Annotated in this window: 19 protein-coding genes; 4 read left to right on the forward strand and 15 right to left on the reverse strand. The window is 52.7% G+C overall.

Annotated elements, in window-relative coordinates; genetic code table 11:
* Positions 1-10: 10 nt before the first annotated feature.
* Together agaV and kbaZ are read right to left on the reverse strand one after the other, a co-directional pair.
* Positions 11-484, reverse strand: a complete 474-nt coding sequence (gene agaV, locus N7387_RS14560) for a PTS N-acetylgalactosamine transporter subunit IIB (RefSeq protein ID WP_004237714.1) — start codon at positions 482-484, stop codon at positions 11-13.
* A gap of 15 nt (positions 485-499) precedes the next feature.
* Positions 500-1,774: a tagatose-bisphosphate aldolase subunit KbaZ gene (kbaZ, locus tag N7387_RS14565; protein WP_279799884.1), complete on the reverse strand. Its 1,275-nt coding sequence runs from the start codon at positions 1,772-1,774 to the stop codon at positions 500-502.
* A gap of 259 nt (positions 1,775-2,033) precedes the next feature.
* Here kbaZ and N7387_RS14570 point away from each other — a divergent pair, with 259 nt between their 5' ends.
* Complete coding sequence (locus tag N7387_RS14570; RefSeq protein ID WP_025152695.1) at positions 2,034-2,843, forward strand: DeoR family transcriptional regulator; 810 nt, start codon at positions 2,034-2,036, stop codon at positions 2,841-2,843.
* An 86-nt stretch (positions 2,844-2,929) separates the two neighbouring features.
* Here N7387_RS14570 and N7387_RS14575 read toward each other — a convergent pair whose 3' ends face one another.
* Positions 2,930-4,579, reverse strand: a complete 1,650-nt coding sequence (locus N7387_RS14575) for a thiamine pyrophosphate-dependent enzyme (protein WP_279799887.1) — start codon at positions 4,577-4,579, stop codon at positions 2,930-2,932.
* Positions 4,580-4,717: 138 nt separating this feature from the next.
* Here N7387_RS14575 and N7387_RS14580 point away from each other — a divergent pair, with 138 nt between their 5' ends.
* Positions 4,718-5,626 (forward strand): LysR family transcriptional regulator, encoded by a 909-nt coding sequence (locus N7387_RS14580; protein WP_279799888.1) that lies wholly within the window; start codon positions 4,718-4,720, stop codon positions 5,624-5,626.
* 4 nt (positions 5,627-5,630) lie between these two features.
* On the opposite strand, the gene N7387_RS14585 is transcribed toward N7387_RS14580, so the two are convergent.
* From N7387_RS14585 to N7387_RS14610, 6 genes are all read right to left on the reverse strand, one after another.
* Complete coding sequence (locus tag N7387_RS14585; RefSeq protein ID WP_279799889.1) at positions 5,631-6,191, reverse strand: DUF2786 domain-containing protein; 561 nt, start codon at positions 6,189-6,191, stop codon at positions 5,631-5,633.
* A 204-nt stretch (positions 6,192-6,395) separates the two neighbouring features.
* Entirely contained in the window at positions 6,396-7,358 is a 963-nt protein-coding gene (locus tag N7387_RS14590) for a substrate-binding domain-containing protein (protein WP_262859559.1), read from the reverse strand.
* Between the two features lie 165 nt (positions 7,359-7,523).
* Positions 7,524-8,564 (reverse strand): ABC transporter permease, encoded by a 1,041-nt coding sequence (locus N7387_RS14595; RefSeq protein WP_025152700.1) that lies wholly within the window; start codon positions 8,562-8,564, stop codon positions 7,524-7,526.
* Between the two features lie 40 nt (positions 8,565-8,604).
* Positions 8,605-10,104, reverse strand: coding sequence for a sugar ABC transporter ATP-binding protein (locus N7387_RS14600; RefSeq protein WP_279799892.1), 1,500 nt, complete (start codon positions 10,102-10,104; stop codon positions 8,605-8,607).
* The gene (xylB, locus tag N7387_RS14605; protein ID WP_279799894.1) at positions 10,101-11,612 is read right to left on the reverse strand and encodes a xylulokinase; all 1,512 of its coding nucleotides are present in this window, start codon (positions 11,610-11,612) and stop codon (positions 10,101-10,103) included. The genes N7387_RS14600 and xylB overlap by 4 nt, the downstream gene beginning before the upstream one ends.
* A gap of 3 nt (positions 11,613-11,615) precedes the next feature.
* Entirely contained in the window at positions 11,616-12,653 is a 1,038-nt protein-coding gene (locus N7387_RS14610; RefSeq protein ID WP_015422928.1) for an NAD(P)-dependent alcohol dehydrogenase, read from the reverse strand.
* 211 nt (positions 12,654-12,864) lie between these two features.
* Here N7387_RS14610 and N7387_RS14615 point away from each other — a divergent pair, with 211 nt between their 5' ends.
* Together N7387_RS14615 and N7387_RS14620 are read left to right on the forward strand one after the other, a co-directional pair.
* A complete protein-coding gene (locus tag N7387_RS14615) occupies positions 12,865-13,410 on the forward strand; it encodes a D-lyxose/D-mannose family sugar isomerase (RefSeq protein WP_262882244.1) in 546 nt (181 codons plus the stop codon).
* A 112-nt stretch (positions 13,411-13,522) separates the two neighbouring features.
* Positions 13,523-14,524, forward strand: coding sequence for a LacI family DNA-binding transcriptional regulator (locus tag N7387_RS14620; protein WP_262882243.1), 1,002 nt, complete (start codon positions 13,523-13,525; stop codon positions 14,522-14,524).
* A gap of 201 nt (positions 14,525-14,725) precedes the next feature.
* Here the strand turns inward: N7387_RS14620 and N7387_RS14625 are convergent, their stop codons facing one another.
* From N7387_RS14625 to N7387_RS14650, 6 genes are all read right to left on the reverse strand, one after another.
* Positions 14,726-15,154, reverse strand: a complete 429-nt coding sequence (locus N7387_RS14625) for a hypothetical protein (RefSeq protein ID WP_279799898.1) — start codon at positions 15,152-15,154, stop codon at positions 14,726-14,728.
* 101 nt (positions 15,155-15,255) lie between these two features.
* On the reverse strand, positions 15,256-15,753 hold the full coding sequence (locus tag N7387_RS14630; protein WP_279799900.1) for an N-acetylmuramoyl-L-alanine amidase: 498 nt from the start codon (positions 15,751-15,753) through the stop codon (positions 15,256-15,258).
* A gap of 145 nt (positions 15,754-15,898) precedes the next feature.
* Positions 15,899-16,207: a hypothetical protein gene (locus tag N7387_RS14635; RefSeq protein ID WP_025152707.1), complete on the reverse strand. Its 309-nt coding sequence runs from the start codon at positions 16,205-16,207 to the stop codon at positions 15,899-15,901.
* Positions 16,208-16,290: 83 nt separating this feature from the next.
* Positions 16,291-17,415: an ABC transporter permease gene (locus N7387_RS14640; RefSeq protein WP_279799904.1), complete on the reverse strand. Its 1,125-nt coding sequence runs from the start codon at positions 17,413-17,415 to the stop codon at positions 16,291-16,293.
* A gap of 1 nt (position 17,416) precedes the next feature.
* Positions 17,417-20,176, reverse strand: coding sequence for a ribosome-associated ATPase/putative transporter RbbA (rbbA, locus tag N7387_RS14645; RefSeq protein WP_279799906.1), 2,760 nt, complete (start codon positions 20,174-20,176; stop codon positions 17,417-17,419).
* A complete protein-coding gene (locus N7387_RS14650; protein ID WP_279799908.1) occupies positions 20,173-21,246 on the reverse strand; it encodes an HlyD family efflux transporter periplasmic adaptor subunit in 1,074 nt (357 codons plus the stop codon). Before N7387_RS14650 ends, rbbA begins: the two co-directional genes overlap by 4 nt.
* Positions 21,247-21,698: the final 452 nt, after the last annotated feature.

Genomic DNA, 21,698 nt, shown 5'->3' on the forward strand with positions numbered 1-21,698 from the left:
ACATGTATCCTCAGAGCAGTTTAAACAGATCCTGCGCCGGTTCTGTCGGTACGCCCTGGATATAACAGGCGACACCGGCCTCGTTAAGCCCGCGGAATGCGGCGATATCCGCCTCATCCACAGACACAGTTTTGGCAATCTGACGTTTTCCTTCGGTATAGTGAATATTGCCGACGTTAATGCGTTCCACCGGAACACCGCCTTTCACCAGGGTCAGAAAATCTGCCGGGGTTTTGCAGACCAGCAGAATTTTCTGGCGGTCAGCGGCTTTATGAATATTGTCGATCACTTTTTGCAGCGGCCAGAAACGCACGGCAATCCCTTCCGTCAGCACCATTTCCATCAGGTTTTGCTGCAGCGGATCTTCCGCCACCTCATCATTGGCGACCAGCACCAGATTGGCACCGGCAAATCCCACCCACTGGACTCCAACCTGTCCGTGGATTAACCGTTCATCAATACGACTTAACACAATATTTGGCATGGCTGTTTCTCGCTCTTATCGGCAGGCATCGTGATAGTGACGCAGCACAGTCTGAATGTGTGCGATGATTAATTCGTCCGGTGCGGCGGAAATCGTTCCGGCGCGTACCAGCGGATACTGTAACGGCAGATACTGGCTGATCAGCGGCAGCGGGATCGCCGTTTCTGTCAGGTTTTCCAGCAGACGGGTTACTGCCGCACTGATGGTCTCATCCGGCCAGTAATAGCGGATGCGATCGGAATAGCTGTAGCTGCGGGCAAGGCGGCGGGTCTGCTCATCACCGGTGTAATAACTCTGCCAGTAACCCGGTTGTTTCAGCATGACATCTTCCAGCACCTGACGCAGCCCGGAACGTACCGCCGGAGCAACCAGCTCATCTTCAATACCGGCGAGAGCATACAGCGCTTCACGCAGGGCGAAGGTCAGGCCGGGGCCGACTTTCAGAATCGCAAAGTGATCGTTCACCAGCTGACTGAGTGCCTGCGGGGTCTGGTAATCGGTGGAATGCGCCTCGTACACAAGGTGGTCATGATGCGTAATCATCTCACTCAGTGCGCGGGCCTTTTCCGGACGGTAATCAATAACATTATTATGATCAAATTCCACCCCCGGCTGTACCACCAGCCCGGTAATGCGCGGCCAGATATCCGTGAGCTGATGCTGCGCAAATGCGTTCTGATGTGCGGCAATAGTGGCGGATGCGGCCTGCGGCGTGGTAACCGCCAGCTCATTCAGCTCTTCGTGAGCCCCGCCCGGCACCGGTACTTCTGTACCAATCACATACACCAGATCGCGGACGCCGAAATGTTTTTCACAGGTTTCTTCCGCAATCACCGCCAGGCGGGCGGCACGCTGTGCGACGATTTCATCCGTCAGCGGTACCGGATCACCGGCACAGGACATACTGCAGTCGAGGTGAATTTTTTTGAACCCAGCGGCAACATACGTGCGGATCAGCTCATCGGCTTTTGCCATCGCCTCTTCAGCCGGTTCGTTCTGCCAGCGGTTCGGCCCGAGGTGGTCGCCGCCGAGGATCAGGTCTTCGCGGGAAAAGTGATGTTCATCGGCGAGTGTCCACATAAAATCACGGAAATCTGCCGGGGTCATGCCGGTATAACCGCCGAACTGATCGACCTGATTGGAGGTTGCTTCAACCAGTAACGGCGTCTGTTGTTCACGGGCAAAACATACCGCTGCTTTCAGAACATACGGATGGGCAGAACAGACAGCATAAATCCCTGTTTTCTCACACCGTTTGTGACGGGCAACGATATCAGTTAAAAGTTTCACTTTCCTCTCCTTACAGCCGGATGTGGTTTGTTTTTGTTTCGATGTCTGAATAACATACTGCTATAGAGAAAAAAGAAAACAAAATGAAAGGTTGTGAAATCCGGATCTTCATCACAAAAGAAATATAATGAAAGTGTTTGTTCCTGAGTAATCCGGGGTTCACCCTTTTTATGGGCTTGCATTCTGTACAAAGAAAAGCGTTAATATGCCAAACGAAATGAAACGAAAGATTTTTTAAATGAATGTTAAGGATAAAATCATGAACAGTCCGGATGCCGGGACGGATAACCGGGTGATGGGAACGAGCGAGCGGCGTGAGCATATCATCCAGCTTCTGCGCGCCCACGGCAGTGTTCAGGTTAATGCGCTGTCGCAGCAGTTCCGTGTTTCCACCGTGACTATCCGCAATGATCTCGCTTTCCTTGAAAAGCAGGGGATCGCGGTGCGTGCTTATGGCGGCGCACTGATTTGTGAGGGGGTTTCACCGGTCAGCGAACCGTCGCTGGAAGATAAAAGCACCCGCCACACGACCATCAAACGCGATATTGCGGCGGTAGCAGCCGACCTTATCCGGCCGGGGCTGCGTGTGATTCTGGATTCCGGCACCACGACCTGTGAAATTGCCCGTCAGCTGCGCCACCATCAGGACACGATTGTGATGACCAACGGCATGAATGTGGCGAATGCCCTGCTGGACGCGCCGGGCGTGGAGTTGCTGATGACCGGCGGTCAGCTGCGGCGTCAGTCGCTCTCTTTTTACGGCGACCAGGCGGAGCAGTCATTACAGAATTATCACTTTGATATGCTGTTTCTCGGGGTGGATGCGATTGATCTTGAGCGCGGCATCAGCACGCATAATGAAGATGAGGCGCGTCTTAACCGGCGGATGTGTGAAGTGGCCGGGCATATTGTGGTGGTGACGGATTCCAGTAAATTTAATAGCTCCAGCCTGCATAAAATAATCGATACCCAGCGTATTGATACCATTATTACTGATGACGGTATTCCCGAAGAAAGCCTGACCGGATTGCGCCGGATCGGTACAGAAGTGATTCTGGTGAAGGGATAACAAAAAACAGGGGTGTATCTGTCCGTATGTTATCCGGCGCAATCCGGTACAGGCTAATCCGGGGCTGTATCCGGATTGCCGGTGAGTTAAAACGAGTACAGTGTTGCCACGGATTCACCGAGTTTTTTTGCCAGGTCGGAGGCGGCATAGCGCTCTGTAATGATTTCAATATACGCGGCGCGGTCACCGGTTTCCGCTTCCCGGATTGCCTCATCCAGTTCCGCGCAGGTGGTAACGCGGCGGCAATACCAGTTATCGCATCCCAGTGCCTGCGGCAGTTGCACGTAACGCCACTGCGGCAGGTCGTTATAAACAGCTTCCGGGTCTTTGCACAGCAGGCGCTCAATGAGATAGCCGTCATTATTCAGCACAAAAATAAGCGGTTTCAGACCAAAACGGCCAAACTGACTGATTTCCTGGGCGGTCAGCTGGTGTGAGCCTTCGCCGGTGATCAAAATCAGTCTGCGATCAGGCGCCGCAACGGCTGCACCAACGGCTGCTGGTGTTGCCCAGCCGATAGAACCCCATAACGTCTGGTTATGGAATTGTGCCCCTTCCGGCAGCAGCGCAAACCCTAATCCCATCGAAACGGTACCGGTTTCAGCGATGATAATGTCGTCTTTTCTGAACATTTGCTCAAAACGGGGATACAGATACTGCGGGGTAATATTACCGGCAGCATCAGCCACCGGTTTACCCAGCCCGGTGGCTGCCGGAATATGACATTCCCGGTGCGGCAGTACGGCGGTCAGGGCAGGCAGCAAATCCCGCATATACACATTCTGATACACCGCTGAGCCGATGCGGACATGATCCGCCATAATGCTGATCCGTTTTTCCGGTGCGATATCAGCGGTAAAACTGCCGGTGTTAAAGTCTGTCATCACCGCGCCGATACCCAGCACACAGTCACTGTTTTCAACAAATTCCCTGACCTGCGGATTCATCAGCTGACCGTTATACATCCCGGCGTAATGCGGGTCGGATTCACTGATGATGGCTTTATCCATAAACATGGTGGCGTACGGTAGCCCGGTCTGACGGATTAGCGCCTGTACGTCATCAATCAGTCCGGAACGTGCGGCCAGCATGCCCGGCAGGATACAGGCAGACGGACTGTCCGCCAGTTTTGCCCTGATCGCGGCAACTGCCTCCGTGAGCGCGGTTTTGTCACTGACCGGTTGTGCCGGTGCGGTAAGGTGTTCCGGCATCTGAACCGGCTGTGTGGCGTAATCAAACGGGAAGCCCATATAGACCGGACGGCGCTCACGCAGCGCGGCAGCAATCAGGCGTTCTGTCTCCGCCACACAATTCTCCGGGGTCATAACGGCATGGGCACAGGAAAGGCGCTGTCCCAGCTCATAGAACAGGCTGAAATTACCATCGCCCAGTGTGTGATGCACCAGACGACCACGCTTCTGCACACCGCTGGCGGGCATGCCGACCAGATGAAAAACCGGCAGATTTTCCGCATACGATCCGGCAATACCGTTAATAGCACTCAGTTCCCCGACCCCGAATGTGGTGGAGAGGGCCGCCATGCCGTTAACCCGCGCATAGCCGTCAGCCGCATAGGCGGCGTTCAGTTCGTTACAGTTACCCATCCATTGCATAGTCCGGCTTTCACAGACAGCGTCCTCAATCGGGAAAGCAAAATCTCCCGCCACACCAAAGACATGGCGGATACCTAAGTCCTGTAAGCGGCCCAGTACATGTTCGATGACGGTTTTTGTCATGATGTTCTCCGGTAATACAGTGGCTGATTTATCAGCTTTAAATGATTAACAATATGAATGAGTTTTAGCGGGAATTACGGCAAACAGGAAATGGTTTATACTCATCGGGGCTATAACAAAAGGTAATAGGTGACAGGTATGGATATACGGACATTGCGCTATTTTACGGAAGTGGTGCAGCTTAACGGATTCAGCCGGGCGGCGGATGCTCTGTTTGTGACACAACCGGCCATCAGCCGCAGTATTCTCCGCCTGGAGGATGAACTGGGATTTACCCTGCTGACACGGGAACCGGATGGTGTCCGGCTGACAGACGAGGGCGCGGTTCTGTTTGATCACGCAACCCGTATTCTGGCGCAGTTTAACAGTATGAACAAAGCGTTACAGGATAAATCCGGCCCGCTGACCGGTACCCTGAATGTCGGATTACCGCCGGTTATCGCCTCAACCTATTTTGCCGGGATCATTATGGCGTTCAGTACCCGTCATCCGCAGGCGGAACTGAAGATTTTTGAACTCGGAACAGAGCAGATGTCTGAGGCTATGGCGGAAGGCAGTGTCGAGACGGCGGCGGTGATGCTGCCGTTTGATGATACCCGCTTTGATTTACAGCGCTTTGCAACGGATCGTCTGATGCTGCTGGTGAATACCCGGCACCGGCTGGCAGAGAGTGAGCAGGTGAGCTTCCGTGAATTAACGGATGAAAAATTTGTCCTGTTTTCCGACGATTTCCGTATCAATGAACTTATCCGCAACGCCTGCGGTATTTATCATTACAAACCGGCGGTGGCAGGCCGAAGTAACCATCTGGATCTGATCATGGCGATGGTCAGTGCCGGGGTCGGCGTAACACTGTTGCCGGAAAGTATGTGGCGCGCTCACCGGACAGACGGGCTGGCGGCGGTCAGTGTGGCGGACCCGGTACTCTCTTATGATCTCGCGCTGGCTAATGTGAAAGGGTATCAGAGCCGCAGTTGTCTGGCCTGGAATACACTGGCGCGGGAAATTCTCGGTATTTCGTGTGTCACCGGTGTTGATCCCGGCTGACCATTTACTGTAAATACAGGATATACACCACAAATAACAGCAGTATGATGAAAATCAGTGCCGGGCCGGTGACGCGCGATCTGACCGGGCGCGGCTCCTTTTCCGGCGGACGGCGCGGCTGAGCCGGCGGTACCGGCGGAGCCACGGTTTCAGGTTCAGGGCAGGGGGCGGGCGGCGTATCATGGCCGGATTGCTGCGCCCTGCGTTTTTCCAGCTCGCGCAGTGCCTGCTGTTCCCGTTCTCTCTGCTGTTTCCGTTGCTGTTGCTGCTCTGCCACTTTCTGAAATGCCCGCAGCCGCTCCTCTTCCTGCTGTTGCAGTCGTGTCATTTCCCGGTGCTGCTCTTCCGGGGTCAGCGGGCGGGGCGGTGTTTTTCTGCGGGGTGGTGCTGGCGGCGGCGGAGAGGGTTCTGCGGAATAGATATCAGATAACTCAAGGCGGTATTTTTTCATGAAGATCCGCGCTTTTGAAAAGGCGTTCGCGGCTTCATTCTCATTACCGGCATTTTCGGCAAGAGACATCAGCTTTCTGACTTTTTCAACCGCCTTTTCTCTGTCATCCATCATTTCTTATCACGTATTTATCCGGCAGATACGACTATCATACGGTGAATCAGAGTGAGGGAAAGAGTGAAAATGGCGTTACAGGATATTCAGTGGTTCATGCCGCGTTCCGGACATGATTTTTTTGAATGGTATATAAAACCGCCTGAACAGGGAAGATTACGGATAAAAAAACGCCGCCTTCACAAGAAGACGGCGGGAGTGTATTTATTGACGGGCATCCAGTAACTGTTGTGCGTTTTCTTTGGTGACCTGAGTCCACGGAATCGCGTAACGTTTGTCTTTACCGTCATTCCATTTCAGCTGGTCAGCATACTGAACCCAGATTTGGGACTGTGGCTCGTATTTATCGCCCTTGACCGCTTTCATCGCCAGGTCGATAGAACCCTGCATCTGTGCATTCGCGTCCTGGAGGATAGAGACCATTTCGCCCTCCTGAACAGAGCGGATAGCATCAGATACGCCGTCAACACCGGCAATGGCGAAATCATTCACATTCAGACCGGCAGATTTGATTGCTTCAATCGCACCCAGTGCCATTTCGTCGTTCTGAGCGATGACACCATCGATTTTACCACGGTGTTTCTGCAACCAGTTTTCCATCAGCGGCATCGCTTCCGCGCGTGACCAGTTAGCGGTTTTGCGCTCCAGCACTTTCACTTTACCCGGACCACATTCCGCAATCGCTTTGTCATTACCTTCGCCGCGCTGAATTTCACCGCTGCCGCCTTTCGGCCCTTCGATAATCACCACGTTACCTTCACAGTTCATTTTTGCCAGAACGGCTTTGGCTTCCATATAACCGCCGAGGACATCATCAGATACCACTTCTGCGGTCATTTTATCGGTGTTCAGACGGGCGTTGGTGACGATAACCGGGATTTTGGCGTCATTTGCCATGGTGACCACGTCGATATTCGCTTCATAATCCATCGGGTTGATGATGATAGCGTCGGATTTGGTCTGGATTGCGGTTTCCGCCTGGTTGTTCTGCACCATCGGGTCATAACGGCCATCATAAACTGTGATGATCGCTTCACCGTTTTTCACAGCCGGATGCTCTTTTGCGGATTTTTCCATTAACTGGACAAATTCAGCTTTCATGCCGTACATCAGAACGGCAATTTTCACCGGGTTGTCCTGTGCCGCAAATGCCTGTCCGCCCATCATCAGGGCTGTCAGTGCAGCGATTTTGGTCAGTTTTTTCATGGTCATTCCTTCATTGTGTAGGGTAGTTTTGCTTTTGTTTTTTGCTGTTTTCGTCTTTTTTACGCTTCATCCTTCAGCCTGTGGCGGTGTTGGCCTTAAACTGAAAGAATCCGCGCGGTACTGCCATCAGTCACGGCGTTGCTTACGTGACGGATCCAAAAGTACGGCGATAACAATTAATGCGCCTTTGATAATCTGCTGGTAATACGACTGTACGCCCAGCAGGTCGAGACCGTTATTCATCACACCGATAATTAACACACCGAACAGGGTGCCGACTAAGGTACCCACGCCACCGGCCATACTGGTGCCGCCGATAACCACCGCGGCGATCGCATCCAGCTCGTAGGCACTGCCGGCACTGGTCTGTGCTGACCCGGTACGGGCGGTGAGAATCAGACCCGCAATACCGGCTAACGCGCCGCACAGGGTGTAAACCAGCACTTTAATTTTAATCACGCTGATCCCGGAGGTTCTGGCGCTTTTCGGGTTACCGCCGACGGCATACACATAACGGCCGAAGGTGGTTTTATTGAGTAAAATCCAGGCGAGAATAAAGATAACGGCCAGGATCACCACCGGTACCGGGATATCCAGGATATAGCCGTTACCCAGCCAGCGGAAATCGCTGTTGAGCTGGGAAACCGGGTTACCGTCAGTGGTCAGCAGGGTCAGACCGCGTGCCGCAGACAGCATCCCCATGGTGACGATAAACGGCTGAAGGTTGAATTTCGCCAGAATCGTCCCGTTAAGCAGACCACAAATGATACCGATGCCGAGCGCGATAATCATCGGGATCATCACGGCATTGGCGGTATCACCGATAGCCAGACCGGTATTGCTGGTGGCAAACCGCGCCGCCACAATGCCGCTCAGTGCCAGCACCGAACCGACAGAGAGGTCAACACCGGCGGTGATGATGACGAAGGTCATCCCGATGGCGAGAATACCGTTGATGGAAATCTGACGCAGGATAATCAGCATGTTGTCCTGACTCAGAAAGTAGTTATTGGTCCATTCGCCGCGGGCGACCTGAACTTCACCGACAACCGCCACAATCAGACACAACACAAAGAACGCCAGAATGATGCCGTATTTGTGCATATTTTTCTTGTTACGGGCGATAAATGAGACCCCTGGTGCGGGTGCAGTATTTGTTGTATTCATGGTCACTTCTCTTTATTCATGCATACGTTGGCGGGTAAAATCACACCGCAAGTTTCATTAAATCAGTCTGAGTGGCAGTGGCGGCGGTCAGCTCTCCGGCGATCCGTCCGTCACGGAAAACAATAATCCTGTCACTCATCCCGATAATCTCCGACAGCTCAGAAGAGACCATCACAATGCCTTTGCCCTGTAAGGCGAACTCAGACATAAACTTATAAATTTCTTTTTTGGCACCGACATCCACGCCGCGTGTCGGCTCATCGAGCAGCATCACATCCGGCTCGATCAGCGCCCAGCGTCCGAGAACCACTTTCTGCTGATTACCGCCGCTGAGGTTCCCGACCAGCTGATCCGCATCCGGGGTTTTGACATTGAACAGCGCTATCATGTCGTCCGCGCGGGCGCGCTCTTTGCGGTCATGAATAAAGCCGCCGGTGCTGATGGCACCAAACGAGGCGATATTGATGTTTTCATTGATGGAGCGGCCCAGCATCAGCCCGGTATCTTTGCGGTCTTCGGTGACATAGGCTATCCCGGCATTTATGGAATCTTTCGGGCTGTGTTTGTCGAGGAAGCGGTCACCAATCTGAATGGTGCCTTTATCGGCGTGTTCGATGCCGAAAATCAGGTCGAGGAACTCAGAACGCCCGGAACCGACCAGCCCGTAAATCCCCAGAATTTCACCTTTTTTCAGTGTCAGACTGATGTCCTGCACCTGGTCATCACGGGACAGATCGCGGACTTCCATAATGGTTTCATCTGTCGGCGCATTAAATTTGGCGAATTCATCTTTGATTTCACGACCGATGATCAGCTCAATCAGTTTTTCGCGGGTGATACCTGTCAGCGGACCGTCGGTGATAAACGTGCCGTCACGGAAAATGGTGAAGGTATCGGCTATCTGAAAAATCTCGGACAGGCGGTGTGAGACATAAATAATGCCTTTACCTTTTTCCGTCAGGCGGTTGATGACATCAAAAATCTTCTGCGCATCTTCCTCACCGATAGCGGAGGTCGGTTCATCCATAATGATGATATCCGCATCCGCGTGGGAGAGGGCTTTGGCGATTTCGACCAGTTGCTGTTCCGCCACACTCAGGTTGCGCATTTTTTCTGACGGGGAGATCTCAAAATGCAGATCGGTCAGCAGTTCAGCGGTCTGCCGGTTGAGTTGTTTAAAATCGACAAACCCGAAACGGCGCGGCTCACGCCCCAGCCAGATATTTTCCGCCACGGTCAGGTCAGGAATGGAACTCAGCTCCTGCTGAACGATGGCGATACCGGCGTGCAGGGCTTCTATCGGCTGATGAAACTCACAGCGTTTGCCTTTGACATAGATTTCCCCCGCATCCGGACGGATAAAGCCCATCAGGATGCTCAGGAACGTGGATTTACCGGCACCATTCCCGCCGCACAGGGCGTGAATGGAACCTCTCTTCAGTGAAAACTGCGCGTTCTTCAGTGCAACAACCTGACCAAAGGCTTTGCGCACCCCTTCAACCCGCAGTAATTCCTCAGTGTCAGCGACAGTGGCTGTCATACGGTGACCTCCGGGTATTCTGATGTCAGTAATGCAAGGTAGTTCTGATACAGGGATTCATACACCGCCACATTCGCCGGATCCGGCGGTGTGCGGCTGCTGTCATCCAGTTGCACAAAGCGATCACAAAGCGCAGCCAGTTGTGCCTGCGGTGCGTTGTCTGTGGTGAGGGTATCACTCCAGATAGCCTGGATAGCTGCCCCCAGTGCCGCCGCTTCCTGGTTGGTGACACACACCACAGGCGCCGCCATGATATCCGCGACAATCTGACGCCATTTCACGCTGCGGGCACCGCCGCCGGTCAGACGGATCTCACGGGTGGTAATGCCTTGCTGACGGAACAGATCAATACCGAAACGCAGCCCGTAAGTGGCACTTTCCACCACGGCCTGACTCAGGTTCTGCGGAGTCAGGTTGCTGCCGTCCATATTGTGAAGGCTGGCGCGGGCGTCAGGTAACTGAGGTACGCGCTCACCATTAAAGAACGGCAGCATAATAAGGCCACCCGCACCGGGTTTACTGCTGTTAAGCGCCTCATTAAAGGCCTGAATATCCATGCCTAATAATGATTGAACCGTGGTGGTGGCGGAGGTGACATTCATGGTGCAAATCAATGGCAGCCAGCCGTTGCTGGAGGAACAGAACCCGGCGATCATCGCGGAATCCGCCACAACCGGTTGTTCAGCAAAGGTAAACAGCGTACCGGAAGTGCCGAGGCTCATGGTGGTGATGCCCGGACGGATATTCCCGGTGCCGATGGCAGCCATCATGTTATCGCCGCCGCCGGATGCCACGCGGGTGTCCGAGGAAATGCCGAGCTTCTCCGCGATCGCCGGACGAACCGTGCCGATGATTTGCTCTGCGCGCACCAGCGGCGGCAGCGCCTGCCATAAGCGGCCTTCCGGATCGATAAGATCAGCGGCGGTCTTATCCCACTCACGGGTACGGATATTGAGCAGTCCGGTCCCGGAGGCATCACCGTACTCGGCACAGGCCTGTCCGGTGAGCCAGAAATTCAGGTAATCGTGCGGCAGCAGCACATAGCGTAATTGCTCCCACAGCGCCGGGTGCTGCTGTTTAAAGCGGATAATTTTTGACACGGTATAGCCGGTCTGCGGTAGCACACCCAGGCGGTCAAGCGCGGTCTGTTCACCGCCCAGCGCATCAATAAACCACTGATTTTCCGCACTGGTTGAGGTATCACACCACAGTTTGGCAGGCGCAAGTACCGTACCGTCATGACTGACCGGCACAAAACCGTGCTGCTGACCGGAAACGGCGAGGGCGCGGATATCCCGCCCGTCAATTCCGGCGTTTTTAATCGCCTGAGCAAACGCGGTTTCCAGCGCATCAGTCCACCAGACGGCTTCCTGTTCACGGCTTCCGTCTGATTTGCTGATCATCGGGTGAGGGGCTGAGCCCTCACCCAGAATACGCGCGGTCCGGTTATCGGCAATAATGACCTTGGTGCTTTGTGTTCCGCAGTCAATACCGGCATAGAGCGTCATGGTTTACTCCATTTCCAGCACAATTTTCACGTCAGTCGCACGGCCTTCGGCTGCACGCTCATAGGCTTCGACACTGTCTTTGAACTTGTAGGTTGCGGACAGCAGCGGAGCCACATTCAGTTTGCCGGAACTCAGCAGACGAATGGTGCGCGGATACATATTGGCGTAGCGGAAAATGGTTTTGAAGGTGACTTCTTTCGCCTGTGCCGCCACGATATCCAGCGGTGCCGGGTCGATAGGCATGCCGACGAGAACCGCGGTGCCGCCGGGGGCGATATGATCAGAGATGGAGGCAATAACCGGTTTCGCACCGCTGCACTCAAACAGGACGTTTACGCCTTCGCCGCCGGTCAGTTCACGGACTTTATCCGCCAGCGCCTGCTGGTCTTTGCTGTTTACCGCATGCAGACCCTGATATTTCTCAGCCACTTTCAGTTTTTCATCAAACACATCACAGATGATGACATCCGAACAGCCGCCGGCCAGTGCGCACAGCGCAGTAATGATACCGATGGTCCCGGCACCGATAACCAGACCGATATCGCCCGGTTTGATCCCGGCCTTGGTCGCGGACTGCATACCGATTGCCAGCGGCTCAACCATTGCGCCCTGGGCAAAAGAAACGTTATCCGGCAGTTTAAAGGTGAAGGCGGCAGGGTGGATCACACTTTCACGCAGGCAGCCGTCGATTGGCGGGGTTGCCCAGAAACGGACGGCAGGATCAAGGTTATAGATACCGGCACGGGATTGCGGGGATTGCAGATCCGGAATGCCCGGCTCCATACACACGCGATCGCCGACTTTCAGGTGTTTCACATTTTTACCGGCAGCGGTGATCACACCGGACGCTTCGTGACCCAGCACCATCGGTGCCTCAACCACGAACGGCCCGATACGGCCATGTTGGTAATAGTGAACATCGCTGCCGCAGATACCGACGGTGTGGATTTTAATCTCAACATCGTCGTCGCCCAGTACTTCATTACTCTGCCAATCCTGAATGGCGATTTTCCCTGCTTTCTCTAATACTAATGCCTTCATGATCATTTCCTTTCATTAAAATGATATCGATATCATTACTATGATGCGGATAATAGAGCAATGTTTATTATAATTATGTGATGATGGTTAAACTTTTATTAAATAAAGTCTGATCTACTCATGTAGTATTGGGTAAAGGGTCTTTCAGGTCACATTTTTGCTGTCTGTGACAAGGCTATAATGATAACGATATCATTCAGGAGAGAGGCAGATGAATAAACAGCCGTACATCGCGGAATCACTGGCGGTTCTGGAACAGGCACATATCGTTCTGACAGAAGCGGAAAAGCAGCATATTGAAATTGCTCACTTTAATCTGCCGGATTACCCGCGCTCGGGTCTGCAACTGCTTACTTACTGCAACAGTCCGCTGTACTGCGCCAAAGAGCTGGTTCTTTTTGCTGATCAGACCTGTCCGGAGCACCGCCATCCGCCGTACAAAGACCGGCCGGGCAAGCAGGAAACCTTCCGTTGCCGCTGGGGTGAGGTGTATCTGTTTGTGGATGATCCCGCGCTGACACTGAATCAGGATGCACAAGGCAATCCGGTCTGCCGCCCGCCGCAGGGGGATGAGGAATGGTACACCTGTGATCGCTTTATTCTGCTGCGCCCGGGAGAGCAGTACACCATTATGCCGGATACCCGCCACTGGTTTAAAGCCGGGCCGCAGGGCGCGGTGGTGTCGGAGTTCTCCACAGAAAACACCGATGAATACGACATTTTTACCGATCCGCGGATAAACAGACTGGCGTGTTAAAAAGTTGTTAGTGTCGGTTTAAGTGATAAAAAGCGTGTTTTTCACGTGACTGAATCGATTTAGATGATATTATAATGGTATAAAATGATACGTTGCTGCTAAGGAGAGAAAATTGGCGGAACCCCGGACACAGAAAGTCACACTGGAAAATGTGGCCGCTATTGCGAATGTCAGTAAGATCACCGCATCCCGCGCATTTTCGCAGCCGGATAAGGTTCACCCGGAAACTCTCAGGCGTATTCTCGACGCTGCCGATAAAATCGGTTATGTGGTGAATGCGGCGGCACGCAGCCTGCGCGCGAAATCCACCCGTACCATCGGCATTGTCAGCCCGGACATGAGTAACCCGTTTTTCGGCGGGCTGGCTAAACGCATCACCCTGGAAGCCTATAACGCCGGGTATGACACCCTGATGTTTGACTCCTATGAATCCCGTGAAAATGAAGCGCGTATCATTGATAAGCTGATTGGTTACAACGTGGATGCTATCATCCTGTCCGTTGTCTCTGCCGAGCGGGTGTACCGCCCCGCGTACATGAAACAACTGGAGCTGCTTAATATTCCGGTGATCCTGGTTGACCGTGAGCTGGATGCCAAGGCATGCAGCGGCGTTTACATCGATAACCTCGATTGCGGATTGCAGGCAGGGCGCTATCTGCTGTCACAAAAAGCGGATAATGTGGTGATTGTCTCCGGCCCGGAAGATTCCAACGTGGCCCAGGATCGCGTAACCGGCATGGTGGCTGGTCTGCACGGTCAGGTCAGCAGTGTCAATGTGCTGCATGCGGACTTCCTGATGGATGAAGCCTTTAAAGTCACCGACCATTACCTGAAATACCATTCCGCACCGGATTATTTTGTCGGCTGCAATAACCAGATCTCACTCGGGATTATCAAAGCCTGTATCCGTCACAATCTTATCCCGCAAAAAGACGTCTCGCTGTTCAGCATTGATGAAGTCTCTCATGCTGATATCTACGGATTCAATTTTCCGTGTATTTCCCATGATTTACAGGAAATTGCCTGGCAGGCGATCAATATGGCAGTGCGGCGGGCGACGGATCGCAGCGCCCCGGCGAGCAAGGTGGTTGTGCGCGGTCTCCTCAAATCCTGAATCCGCGTCATCCTTCCGCCTGTGACGGTGTTGGCTTCGCTCGTCCACCCCGGTCACATACTGATGTATGCTCCCGGGGCACTCTTCCCTTGCCGCCTTGCCGGTTATCCCGCGGCCCGGGTTTGAAAGAAGATGGTTTTATTCTTTCCGGTTTTGCCGGTTATCCCACGCCGCCCGGGTTTGAAATAGGATGGTTTGAGACTAACAGCCCGACTCCGGTTCATCACTTAACCCGTATGTACAGGCATTAGGGTCTTCCCATTTGTTATTTCGGTAGAGAAAATCAACAGAACTGCCATCATTGAAAATGACATATCCATAACCACTTGACTGTATCGTCCATTTACCGGATGTTCCATCTTTAAATTCAACATATCCGGTTGATATACAAGCTGAATAATACTCATGCATCCAACTGTTTTCTTTTGATTCTTCTGCGTGTGTAAAGTAAGTGATGATTTGTTCTTTGGTCGGAAGAAATTTTTTGCAGGTGTCAATTTCATATTTATCATTATGATTCTGATAAACAGCACCTGTTTTATAAATATTAATTTTATTTAGTTCCTTTGCCTTTAGTGGATTAGAAAAAAAACAAATCAACAGGAATAAAATATAGACTTTATTTACCATGATGCGGTGCTCGCTTCAGTTTTATTTTTTCTGGCAACATCAGGATGTTTGTATACTTCGGATGCGGAAATATCCAGAGTTTCTAATAGCTCAGATACAAGTCACTTAAGTGCTGAGTTTTGTTGATTGTTTACTGTTTCATATACAGGGTCTTGGTCATTCTCTTTTTGAGCTTTACCCACAATTTCAATTCCAATGCTGTCAACGTTGGCGGGGTAACGCTCAGGAAATGGTTTTATTTTTTCAATATCGGAAAAACCTTTAGCTGTCAGTTTTTTTTCTAAATCAGCCATCCTTTTTAATTCAGCAGGCTCACATTTTTTTGTGACAAGGCATCTTGACTTCATTTTTCCAACATGCCATGTTATTTTCAATAGTGATGCAGTTTGATAAATAGTACCGTCTCTATCTATTAAAAAATGAGCGCCGTTAGATTTAGGATGACTATAACTATTAAAAACATGACTTGCCTCAGGGGTATCTGTTTGGTGAACAATAATACCATTAATTTTGTCCATTCTCCCTTGTTCAATATTATTAAATATTTTAATTTTAATGCGATTTGATTTAACTAATCCATTGTCATCTATATAAAGCATATGTGTTACTCCTGTAATATGGCGATTTCCAGTTTTTATCATATTGCTATAATTAAAAATACGGGATAAATCTGTAACTTTTTATGTAAGCAATAAACGCCAGATATACTTTCTGTGGTTAGTATTTTTTCTTGGTGAATTATCACTATTTCTTCAATAACGACAACGCCAAATCCAATACCGCAGCGCTTTGCAGATCCCAAAACATATCCGGATCGATACAGGCCAGCGGTTTTCCGGCAGCTGCCGCGCTTTGCTGACACTCGCGCAGGTGATGGCGGGACTGAGGGGCAAGCAGAGCGGCGTCATACTCTGCCGCGCATTCGCGGTAATCAAAAACAGAACGGCACTCAATGCTGGCATCAATACCGCGTACCTGTGCCTCATCACGCATTTTTTGCGCCAGCATCTGCGGGGAAATCCCCGTATCACTCATCAGCAGAATGTTAATCATATCCGTATCCCTGCATTATCCGTTATTCACTGAACTGACAGCCTATAATGCCCCCGTCGCCTGCGGCATCGGAATTGACCGGGTTATGCCATCGCACTGATGGTTTTGCGGAAGCGTAACAGCGCAGCACCGAAAAACGCCCCGCCGATGATGATCAGATACATAAACTGCGGCCAGACGATCAGAAAATCCGCGCCCCGGTAAAGAATCGCCTGTGCCAGACTGACAAAGTGTGTCGTCGGCATGGTTTGCATAATATCCTGCACAAACTGCGGCATACTTTCCCGTGAGGTCATCCCGCCTGATAACATATTCAGCGGCAGCAGCACCATAATCATCAGCAGCCCGAACTGCGGCATCGAACGGGCGATCGTCCCCATAAAAATTCCGATGGAGGTGGTGGCAAACAAACTCAGCGCCACCCCGCACATAAACAGCGTAATTGAGCCCTCTATCGGCACCTGTAACAGAAAGCGGACAATCAGCAGCAGTGAGCCGAGCGAGGCGAGCAGTACCACCAGTCCCATCGACCAGACTTTAGACATCATGATCTCAAACGGTGTCACCGGCATCACCAGAAGATGCTCAATTGTGCCGTGCTCCCGCTCACGGATCAGTGCCGCCCCGGTCAGGACAATCGACAGCATCGTGATATTGTTGATAATCGCCATCACCGACCCGAACCACATCTGGTTCAGATTCGGGTTAAAACGGGCGCGGATATCCAGATCTACCGGCAGCACACTGTTTTGCCTGTTTTTAGCCAGAAACGTATTCACCTCCCCGGTAACAATATTCTGAATATAACTGTTGCCGAGAAACGCCTGGCTCATGCGGGTGGCATCGACGTTCAGCTGAATAGCAGGGCGGCGTCCGGCCAGCACATCACGCTGAAAGTCCGGCGGAATATCCATGGTAAACGTGTAGGTACCGCTGTCCATCAGGCCGTCCATCTGACTGATATCAATATCTGCCGGGGCCAGAAAATAGGGCTCGTAAAAGCTGTTGATAATGCGCTCGCTGAGCTGAGAGCGATCCTGATCCGCAATCGCAATCGGTGCCAGATGCAGCGAACCGGAGGTCACTGTTGCAGAGGAATAGATGGATACCGTGAAGGCAAACACAATCAGCGCCAGCATCGCTTTATCCCGCATCAGGCTGCGCAACTCTTTCATGCCGAGATAGATAATATTCTTCAGTGTCCGCATGTTATCCCTCCTGCTTTTTCAGGAAAAAGATGCTGCACCCGAGAACAACCGGGATGGTGATCAGCAGCGGAATAAAGGCCTGATACAGATCGATAAGCCCCAGCCCTTTGGAGAAGGTTCCCCGGGTGATGGTCAGGAAATGGGCCGTCGGATAGATATGTCCTATCCAGTAACCCATACCTTCCAGTGATGAAACCGGGTCAATCATGCCGGAAAATTGGGTGGCCGGGATCAGAGTGATAATTGCAGTCCCGAAAATCGCAGCAATCTGACTCTTCATAAAGCAGGAAATCAGCAGCCCCATACTGGTGGCAATCGTGATATAGCAGAACGCCGCGAGTGTCACCGTCAGCAGACTGCCCTTAAACGGCACACCGAATACCCAGACCGAGAGGGCGCAGAGCAGGAAAAAGTTAAACATCCCCAGCACGATATAAGGCACCTGCTTGCCTATCAGAAACTCTGTTTTGGTCACCGGGGTGACATAAAGGTTGATAATCGATCCCAGCTCTTTTTCCCGCACCACACTCAGGGCGCTGAGCATCGCCGGTATCATCATCAGCAGCAGCGGGATCACCGCCGGAACAATGGCGGGCAGGCTTTTCACATCCGGGTTATAACGGTAGCGGGTTTCGATATCTATCGCAGAGCGCAGCGGGTTTGCCACCGGCTGTTTTGACGCCATGCGGGTCAGCCAGTTGAGATGCATAGCCTGCACATAACCACGCACCGTTTCTGCCCGGTTCGGCATGGCACCGTCCACCCAGACCCCCAGCTTCACATCATGGCCTTTGGCGATATCACGGGCAAAATCCGGCGGAATTTCAATCGCCACCGCGATTTCCCCTGCGCGCATCCGGCGCTCCATATCGTCATAATTTTGCAGCGGCGGCTGTTCGATAAAGTAACGGGAACCGGAGAGATCCTGCACATAGTTCTGGCTGGTGGTGGTCTGGTCGCGGTCGAGCACGGCGAACCGCAGGTTTTCCACATCCATACTGATACCGTAGCCCATAATAAACATCAGGATCACGGTGCCGAGCAGCGCCAGTGTCAGCCGCACCGGGTCGCGGCGCAGTTCCAGCCCTTCACGCAGACTGTAACTGAACAGACGGCGCAGACTGAAACGGCGTTTCAGTGCGGTGGCGGCAGCTTCGCCGCTGTCAGCAGGTAATTCCGGTGCTTCCGGCGGCGGGGCATCATCCTCAATCCCCGAGGCTTTTTTCAGATAATCAATAAAGACGGCTTCGAGGGTATCAAATTGGCTGTTGGCGACCAGATGTTCCGGCGTGTCCGTCACCAGTACTTTCCCGGCGTGCATCAGCGACATGCGGTCACAGCGGGCGGCCTCATTCATAAAGTGGGTGGATATAAAAATCGTCACGCCGTCTTTGCGTGATAAATCCACCATCAGATCCCAGAACATATCACGGGCGATCGGATCAACGCCGGATGTCGGCTCATCGAGGATCAGCATTTCCGGGCGGTGAATCACTGCCACGGCGAGGGAAAGGCGCTGACGTATCCCGAGGGGCAGCCCTTCCGGCATGGCATCGGCGACGTCCGTCAGTTTAAAGCGCGTCATCATTTCATCAACACGCTCATCAATTTCGTTTTCCGGCACATGGAACAGCTTGGCGTGCAGTACCAGGTTCTGTAAAACCGTCAGTTCGCTGTAGAGGGAGAACGCCTGCGACATATAGCCGACCCGCATCCGCGTATTCAAATCTTTCGGATCGACCTCCTGACCAAACAGCCACGCCTTGCCTTCCGTGGCCTGCAACAGCCCGGTGAGCATTTTCATGGTGGTGGATTTGCCACAACCGTTGGAGCCGAGGAAACCAAAGATTTCCCCTTTCGGGATGCGGAAACTGACGTGGTCAACGGCGGTGAAACTGCCGAAGCGCATGGTCAGATCCTGTGCCTCGATAGCAATCTCTTCATTGTCCTGCGCGTTGCGCGGCGGGATCACCACCGCTTTGTGATCTTTGCGTTTTTCTTCCGGCAGCAGGGCGATAAAGGCGGCTTCCAGCTCGTCAGTCTGTGTCTGTGCTTTCAGTTCACGGGCGTGTCCTGTCGCCAGGACTTTGCCGTCGTCCATTGCGACCAGGTGATCAAACCGTTCCGCCTCTTCCATATAGGCGGTCGCCACCAGCACACTCATATTCTGCTGGCGTTCTCGGATGCGGTCGATAAGCTCCCAGAACTGAGCGCGGGAGAGGGGGTCAACGCCGGTGGTCGGTTCGTCGAGGATCAGCAGTTCGGGGTCATGGATCAGGGCGCAGCATAATCCGAGTTTCTGCTTCATCCCGCCGGAGAGTTTTCCCGCCGGGCGGTCGCGGAACGGGGCGAGCCCGGTACTGGTGAGGAGATCGTCAATCCGCAGACGACGCTCTTCCTCAGACTGGCCGAACAGGCGCCCGAAAAAATCCACGTTTTCAAACACCGACAGGGTGTGATAGAGGTTTTTCCCCAATCCCTGCGGCATATAGGCGATACGCGGACACACCGCGCGGCGGTGCTCCTCTTCACGGATATCACCGCCCAGCACTATCACATTACCCTGCTGCACTTTACGGGCACCGGCGATCAGGGAAATCAGGGTGGATTTCCCGACACCGTCCGGCCCGATCAGCCCCACCATCTGACGGGCGGGGATGTTCAGCGTGATATCATCAAGGGCGCACACATCACCGTAATGATGCGTAACCTGTTCCAGGGTGACGATTGCGGTGTCAGAATGCTGTTTTGATGATGTCATTGAGGTAATTTCACCTCCAGGTCAGCCGGCCAGTCCTGCTTCGGATCCAGCCGGATATAAGCGCGTCCCGGCAGACCGGTTTTCACATATTCCAGATGTTTTTCCAGCAGTTCGGGGGCGATACGCGCACGAACGCGGAACATCAGTTTCTGGCGTTCATTATCCGTTTCCACCGTTTTCGGGGTAAACTGCGCGACACTGGCAACATACGAGGTTTTCGCCGGGATCACCAGATCGGGAGCGGCATCAAGAATAATATGCACGTCACTGCCGATGCCGGCCTGTCCGGCCTGTTCGGTCGGCAGGAAGAAAGTCATATAGACATCGCTGAGATCGACCATATTTACCACGCGGCCACCGGCACCGAGCACCTCACTCGGTTCGGCAACCCGGTACTGGACACGACCGTTGCGCGGCGCTTTCAGCTGACTGTCATCCAAATCCGCTTCAATCCGGTGTTGTGTTGCCAGGGCGGCATCCACTTTGGTCTGCGCCTGGATAATACCGGACTGTGCGGCATCAATCGCGGCGGAAGCCGCTGCCACCTGGGCCTTCGCCGCTTCCACAGCAGCACGGGCACCCTGGACAACCGCAAGGTCATCATCCACCTGCTGAACAGATACCGCGTTGGTTCTCACCAGCGCCTGTGAACGGGTCAGGCGCTTCTGCGCGGCGGTCAGTTCTGCGGTGCGCTGCCGCACCATCGCTTCTGCAGCGGCTTTCTCACTTTTGCGCTGAGCCAGTGCCGAGCGCGAGGAAATCACATTACTGTCCGCCTGGCGATACTGTGCCTGAGCCTCGCTCAGCTGCGCCTCGAGTGTCCGGGTATCCATCTGCGCCAGCACATCCCCGGCGCGGACAAAATCCCCCTCCCGGACATTGATGGTACTGATGCGTCCGGCGGTTTTGGTTGAGATATCAATTTCCGTTGCCTCGATCCGCCCGTTGCTCTGCGCGAACCCGGCAGGCAGCCCGGGGCTTTGCAGCATGCGGTACAGATAGCCGCCGCCGGCAAGGACAACGATCAGGATGAGATAAAAAATCCACGTTTTACGTTTTGATTTTTGCATAGATATGGTGATTACCTTTCTTATGGAAAATAATGAGATAAGCACAACAGCCGCATATCAATATCAGGTTCTCAAATAATGATGCTTTGAATTTTCAGAACGGTGACATTAAATGCTGGCAGGGAAAGCATAACCGGATCAGCAGGATAAAGCTGCCGTCTGTATCACATTCACTGTAAACGGCAGGATACAGCGTCCGGAAAACTGCACGAATTGCACCGGTTTTTCTCTGCCGTAAATACATGCAGGCGAGTTCAGGAAGTTAAGGGCAGAGAGCGGATTCAGCAGATTATTGCTGAATCAGAATGATGTTATAATGTAATAAATCGTAACCACAAAATTCAGACAATATAATATGTAACGGATTGGCCTGAGCCGGAATTTTTTATCGGCTAATACAATCAAATCTTATAATCTGATTTGAACAGGGAGCAAACATATAGTCAGAAGGT

Source organism: Morganella sp. GD04133, from assembly GCF_029835375.1.
In the GTDB taxonomy this organism is placed as follows: Bacteria; Pseudomonadota; Gammaproteobacteria; order Enterobacterales; family Enterobacteriaceae; genus Morganella; species Morganella morganii_B.

What these genes read in the sequence shown, in the direction of transcription:
- agaV (WP_004237714.1), bottom strand. Translation starts at nt 484, where the DNA reads ATGCCAAATATTGTGTTAAGTCGTATTGATGAACGGTTAATCCACGGA.
- N7387_RS14570 (WP_025152695.1), top strand. Translation starts at nt 2,034, where the DNA reads ATGAACAGTCCGGATGCCGGGACGGATAACCGGGTGATGGGAACGAGC.
- N7387_RS14575 (WP_279799887.1), bottom strand. Translation starts at nt 4,579, where the DNA reads ATGACAAAAACCGTCATCGAACATGTACTGGGCCGCTTACAGGACTTA.
- N7387_RS14580 (WP_279799888.1), top strand. Translation starts at nt 4,718, where the DNA reads ATGGATATACGGACATTGCGCTATTTTACGGAAGTGGTGCAGCTTAAC.
- N7387_RS14585 (WP_279799889.1), bottom strand. Translation starts at nt 6,191, where the DNA reads ATGATGGATGACAGAGAAAAGGCGGTTGAAAAAGTCAGAAAGCTGATG.
- N7387_RS14590 (WP_262859559.1), bottom strand. Translation starts at nt 7,358, where the DNA reads ATGATGGGCGGACAGGCATTTGCGGCACAGGACAACCCGGTGAAAATT.
- N7387_RS14595 (WP_025152700.1), bottom strand. Translation starts at nt 8,564, where the DNA reads ATGAATACAACAAATACTGCACCCGCACCAGGGGTCTCATTTATCGCC.
- N7387_RS14600 (WP_279799892.1), bottom strand. Translation starts at nt 10,104, where the DNA reads ATGACAGCCACTGTCGCTGACACTGAGGAATTACTGCGGGTTGAAGGG.
- xylB (WP_279799894.1), bottom strand. Translation starts at nt 11,612, where the DNA reads ATGACGCTCTATGCCGGTATTGACTGCGGAACACAAAGCACCAAGGTC.
- N7387_RS14610 (WP_015422928.1), bottom strand. Translation starts at nt 12,653, where the DNA reads ATGAAGGCATTAGTATTAGAGAAAGCAGGGAAAATCGCCATTCAGGAT.
- N7387_RS14615 (WP_262882244.1), top strand. Translation starts at nt 12,865, where the DNA reads ATGAATAAACAGCCGTACATCGCGGAATCACTGGCGGTTCTGGAACAG.
- N7387_RS14625 (WP_279799898.1), bottom strand. Translation starts at nt 15,154, where the DNA reads ATGGTAAATAAAGTCTATATTTTATTCCTGTTGATTTGTTTTTTTTCT.
- N7387_RS14630 (WP_279799900.1), bottom strand. Translation starts at nt 15,753, where the DNA reads ATGCTTTATATAGATGACAATGGATTAGTTAAATCAAATCGCATTAAA.
- N7387_RS14635 (WP_025152707.1), bottom strand. Translation starts at nt 16,207, where the DNA reads ATGATTAACATTCTGCTGATGAGTGATACGGGGATTTCCCCGCAGATG.
- N7387_RS14640 (WP_279799904.1), bottom strand. Translation starts at nt 17,415, where the DNA reads ATGCGGACACTGAAGAATATTATCTATCTCGGCATGAAAGAGTTGCGC.
- rbbA (WP_279799906.1), bottom strand. Translation starts at nt 20,176, where the DNA reads ATGACATCATCAAAACAGCATTCTGACACCGCAATCGTCACCCTGGAA.
- N7387_RS14650 (WP_279799908.1), bottom strand. Translation starts at nt 21,246, where the DNA reads ATGCAAAAATCAAAACGTAAAACGTGGATTTTTTATCTCATCCTGATC.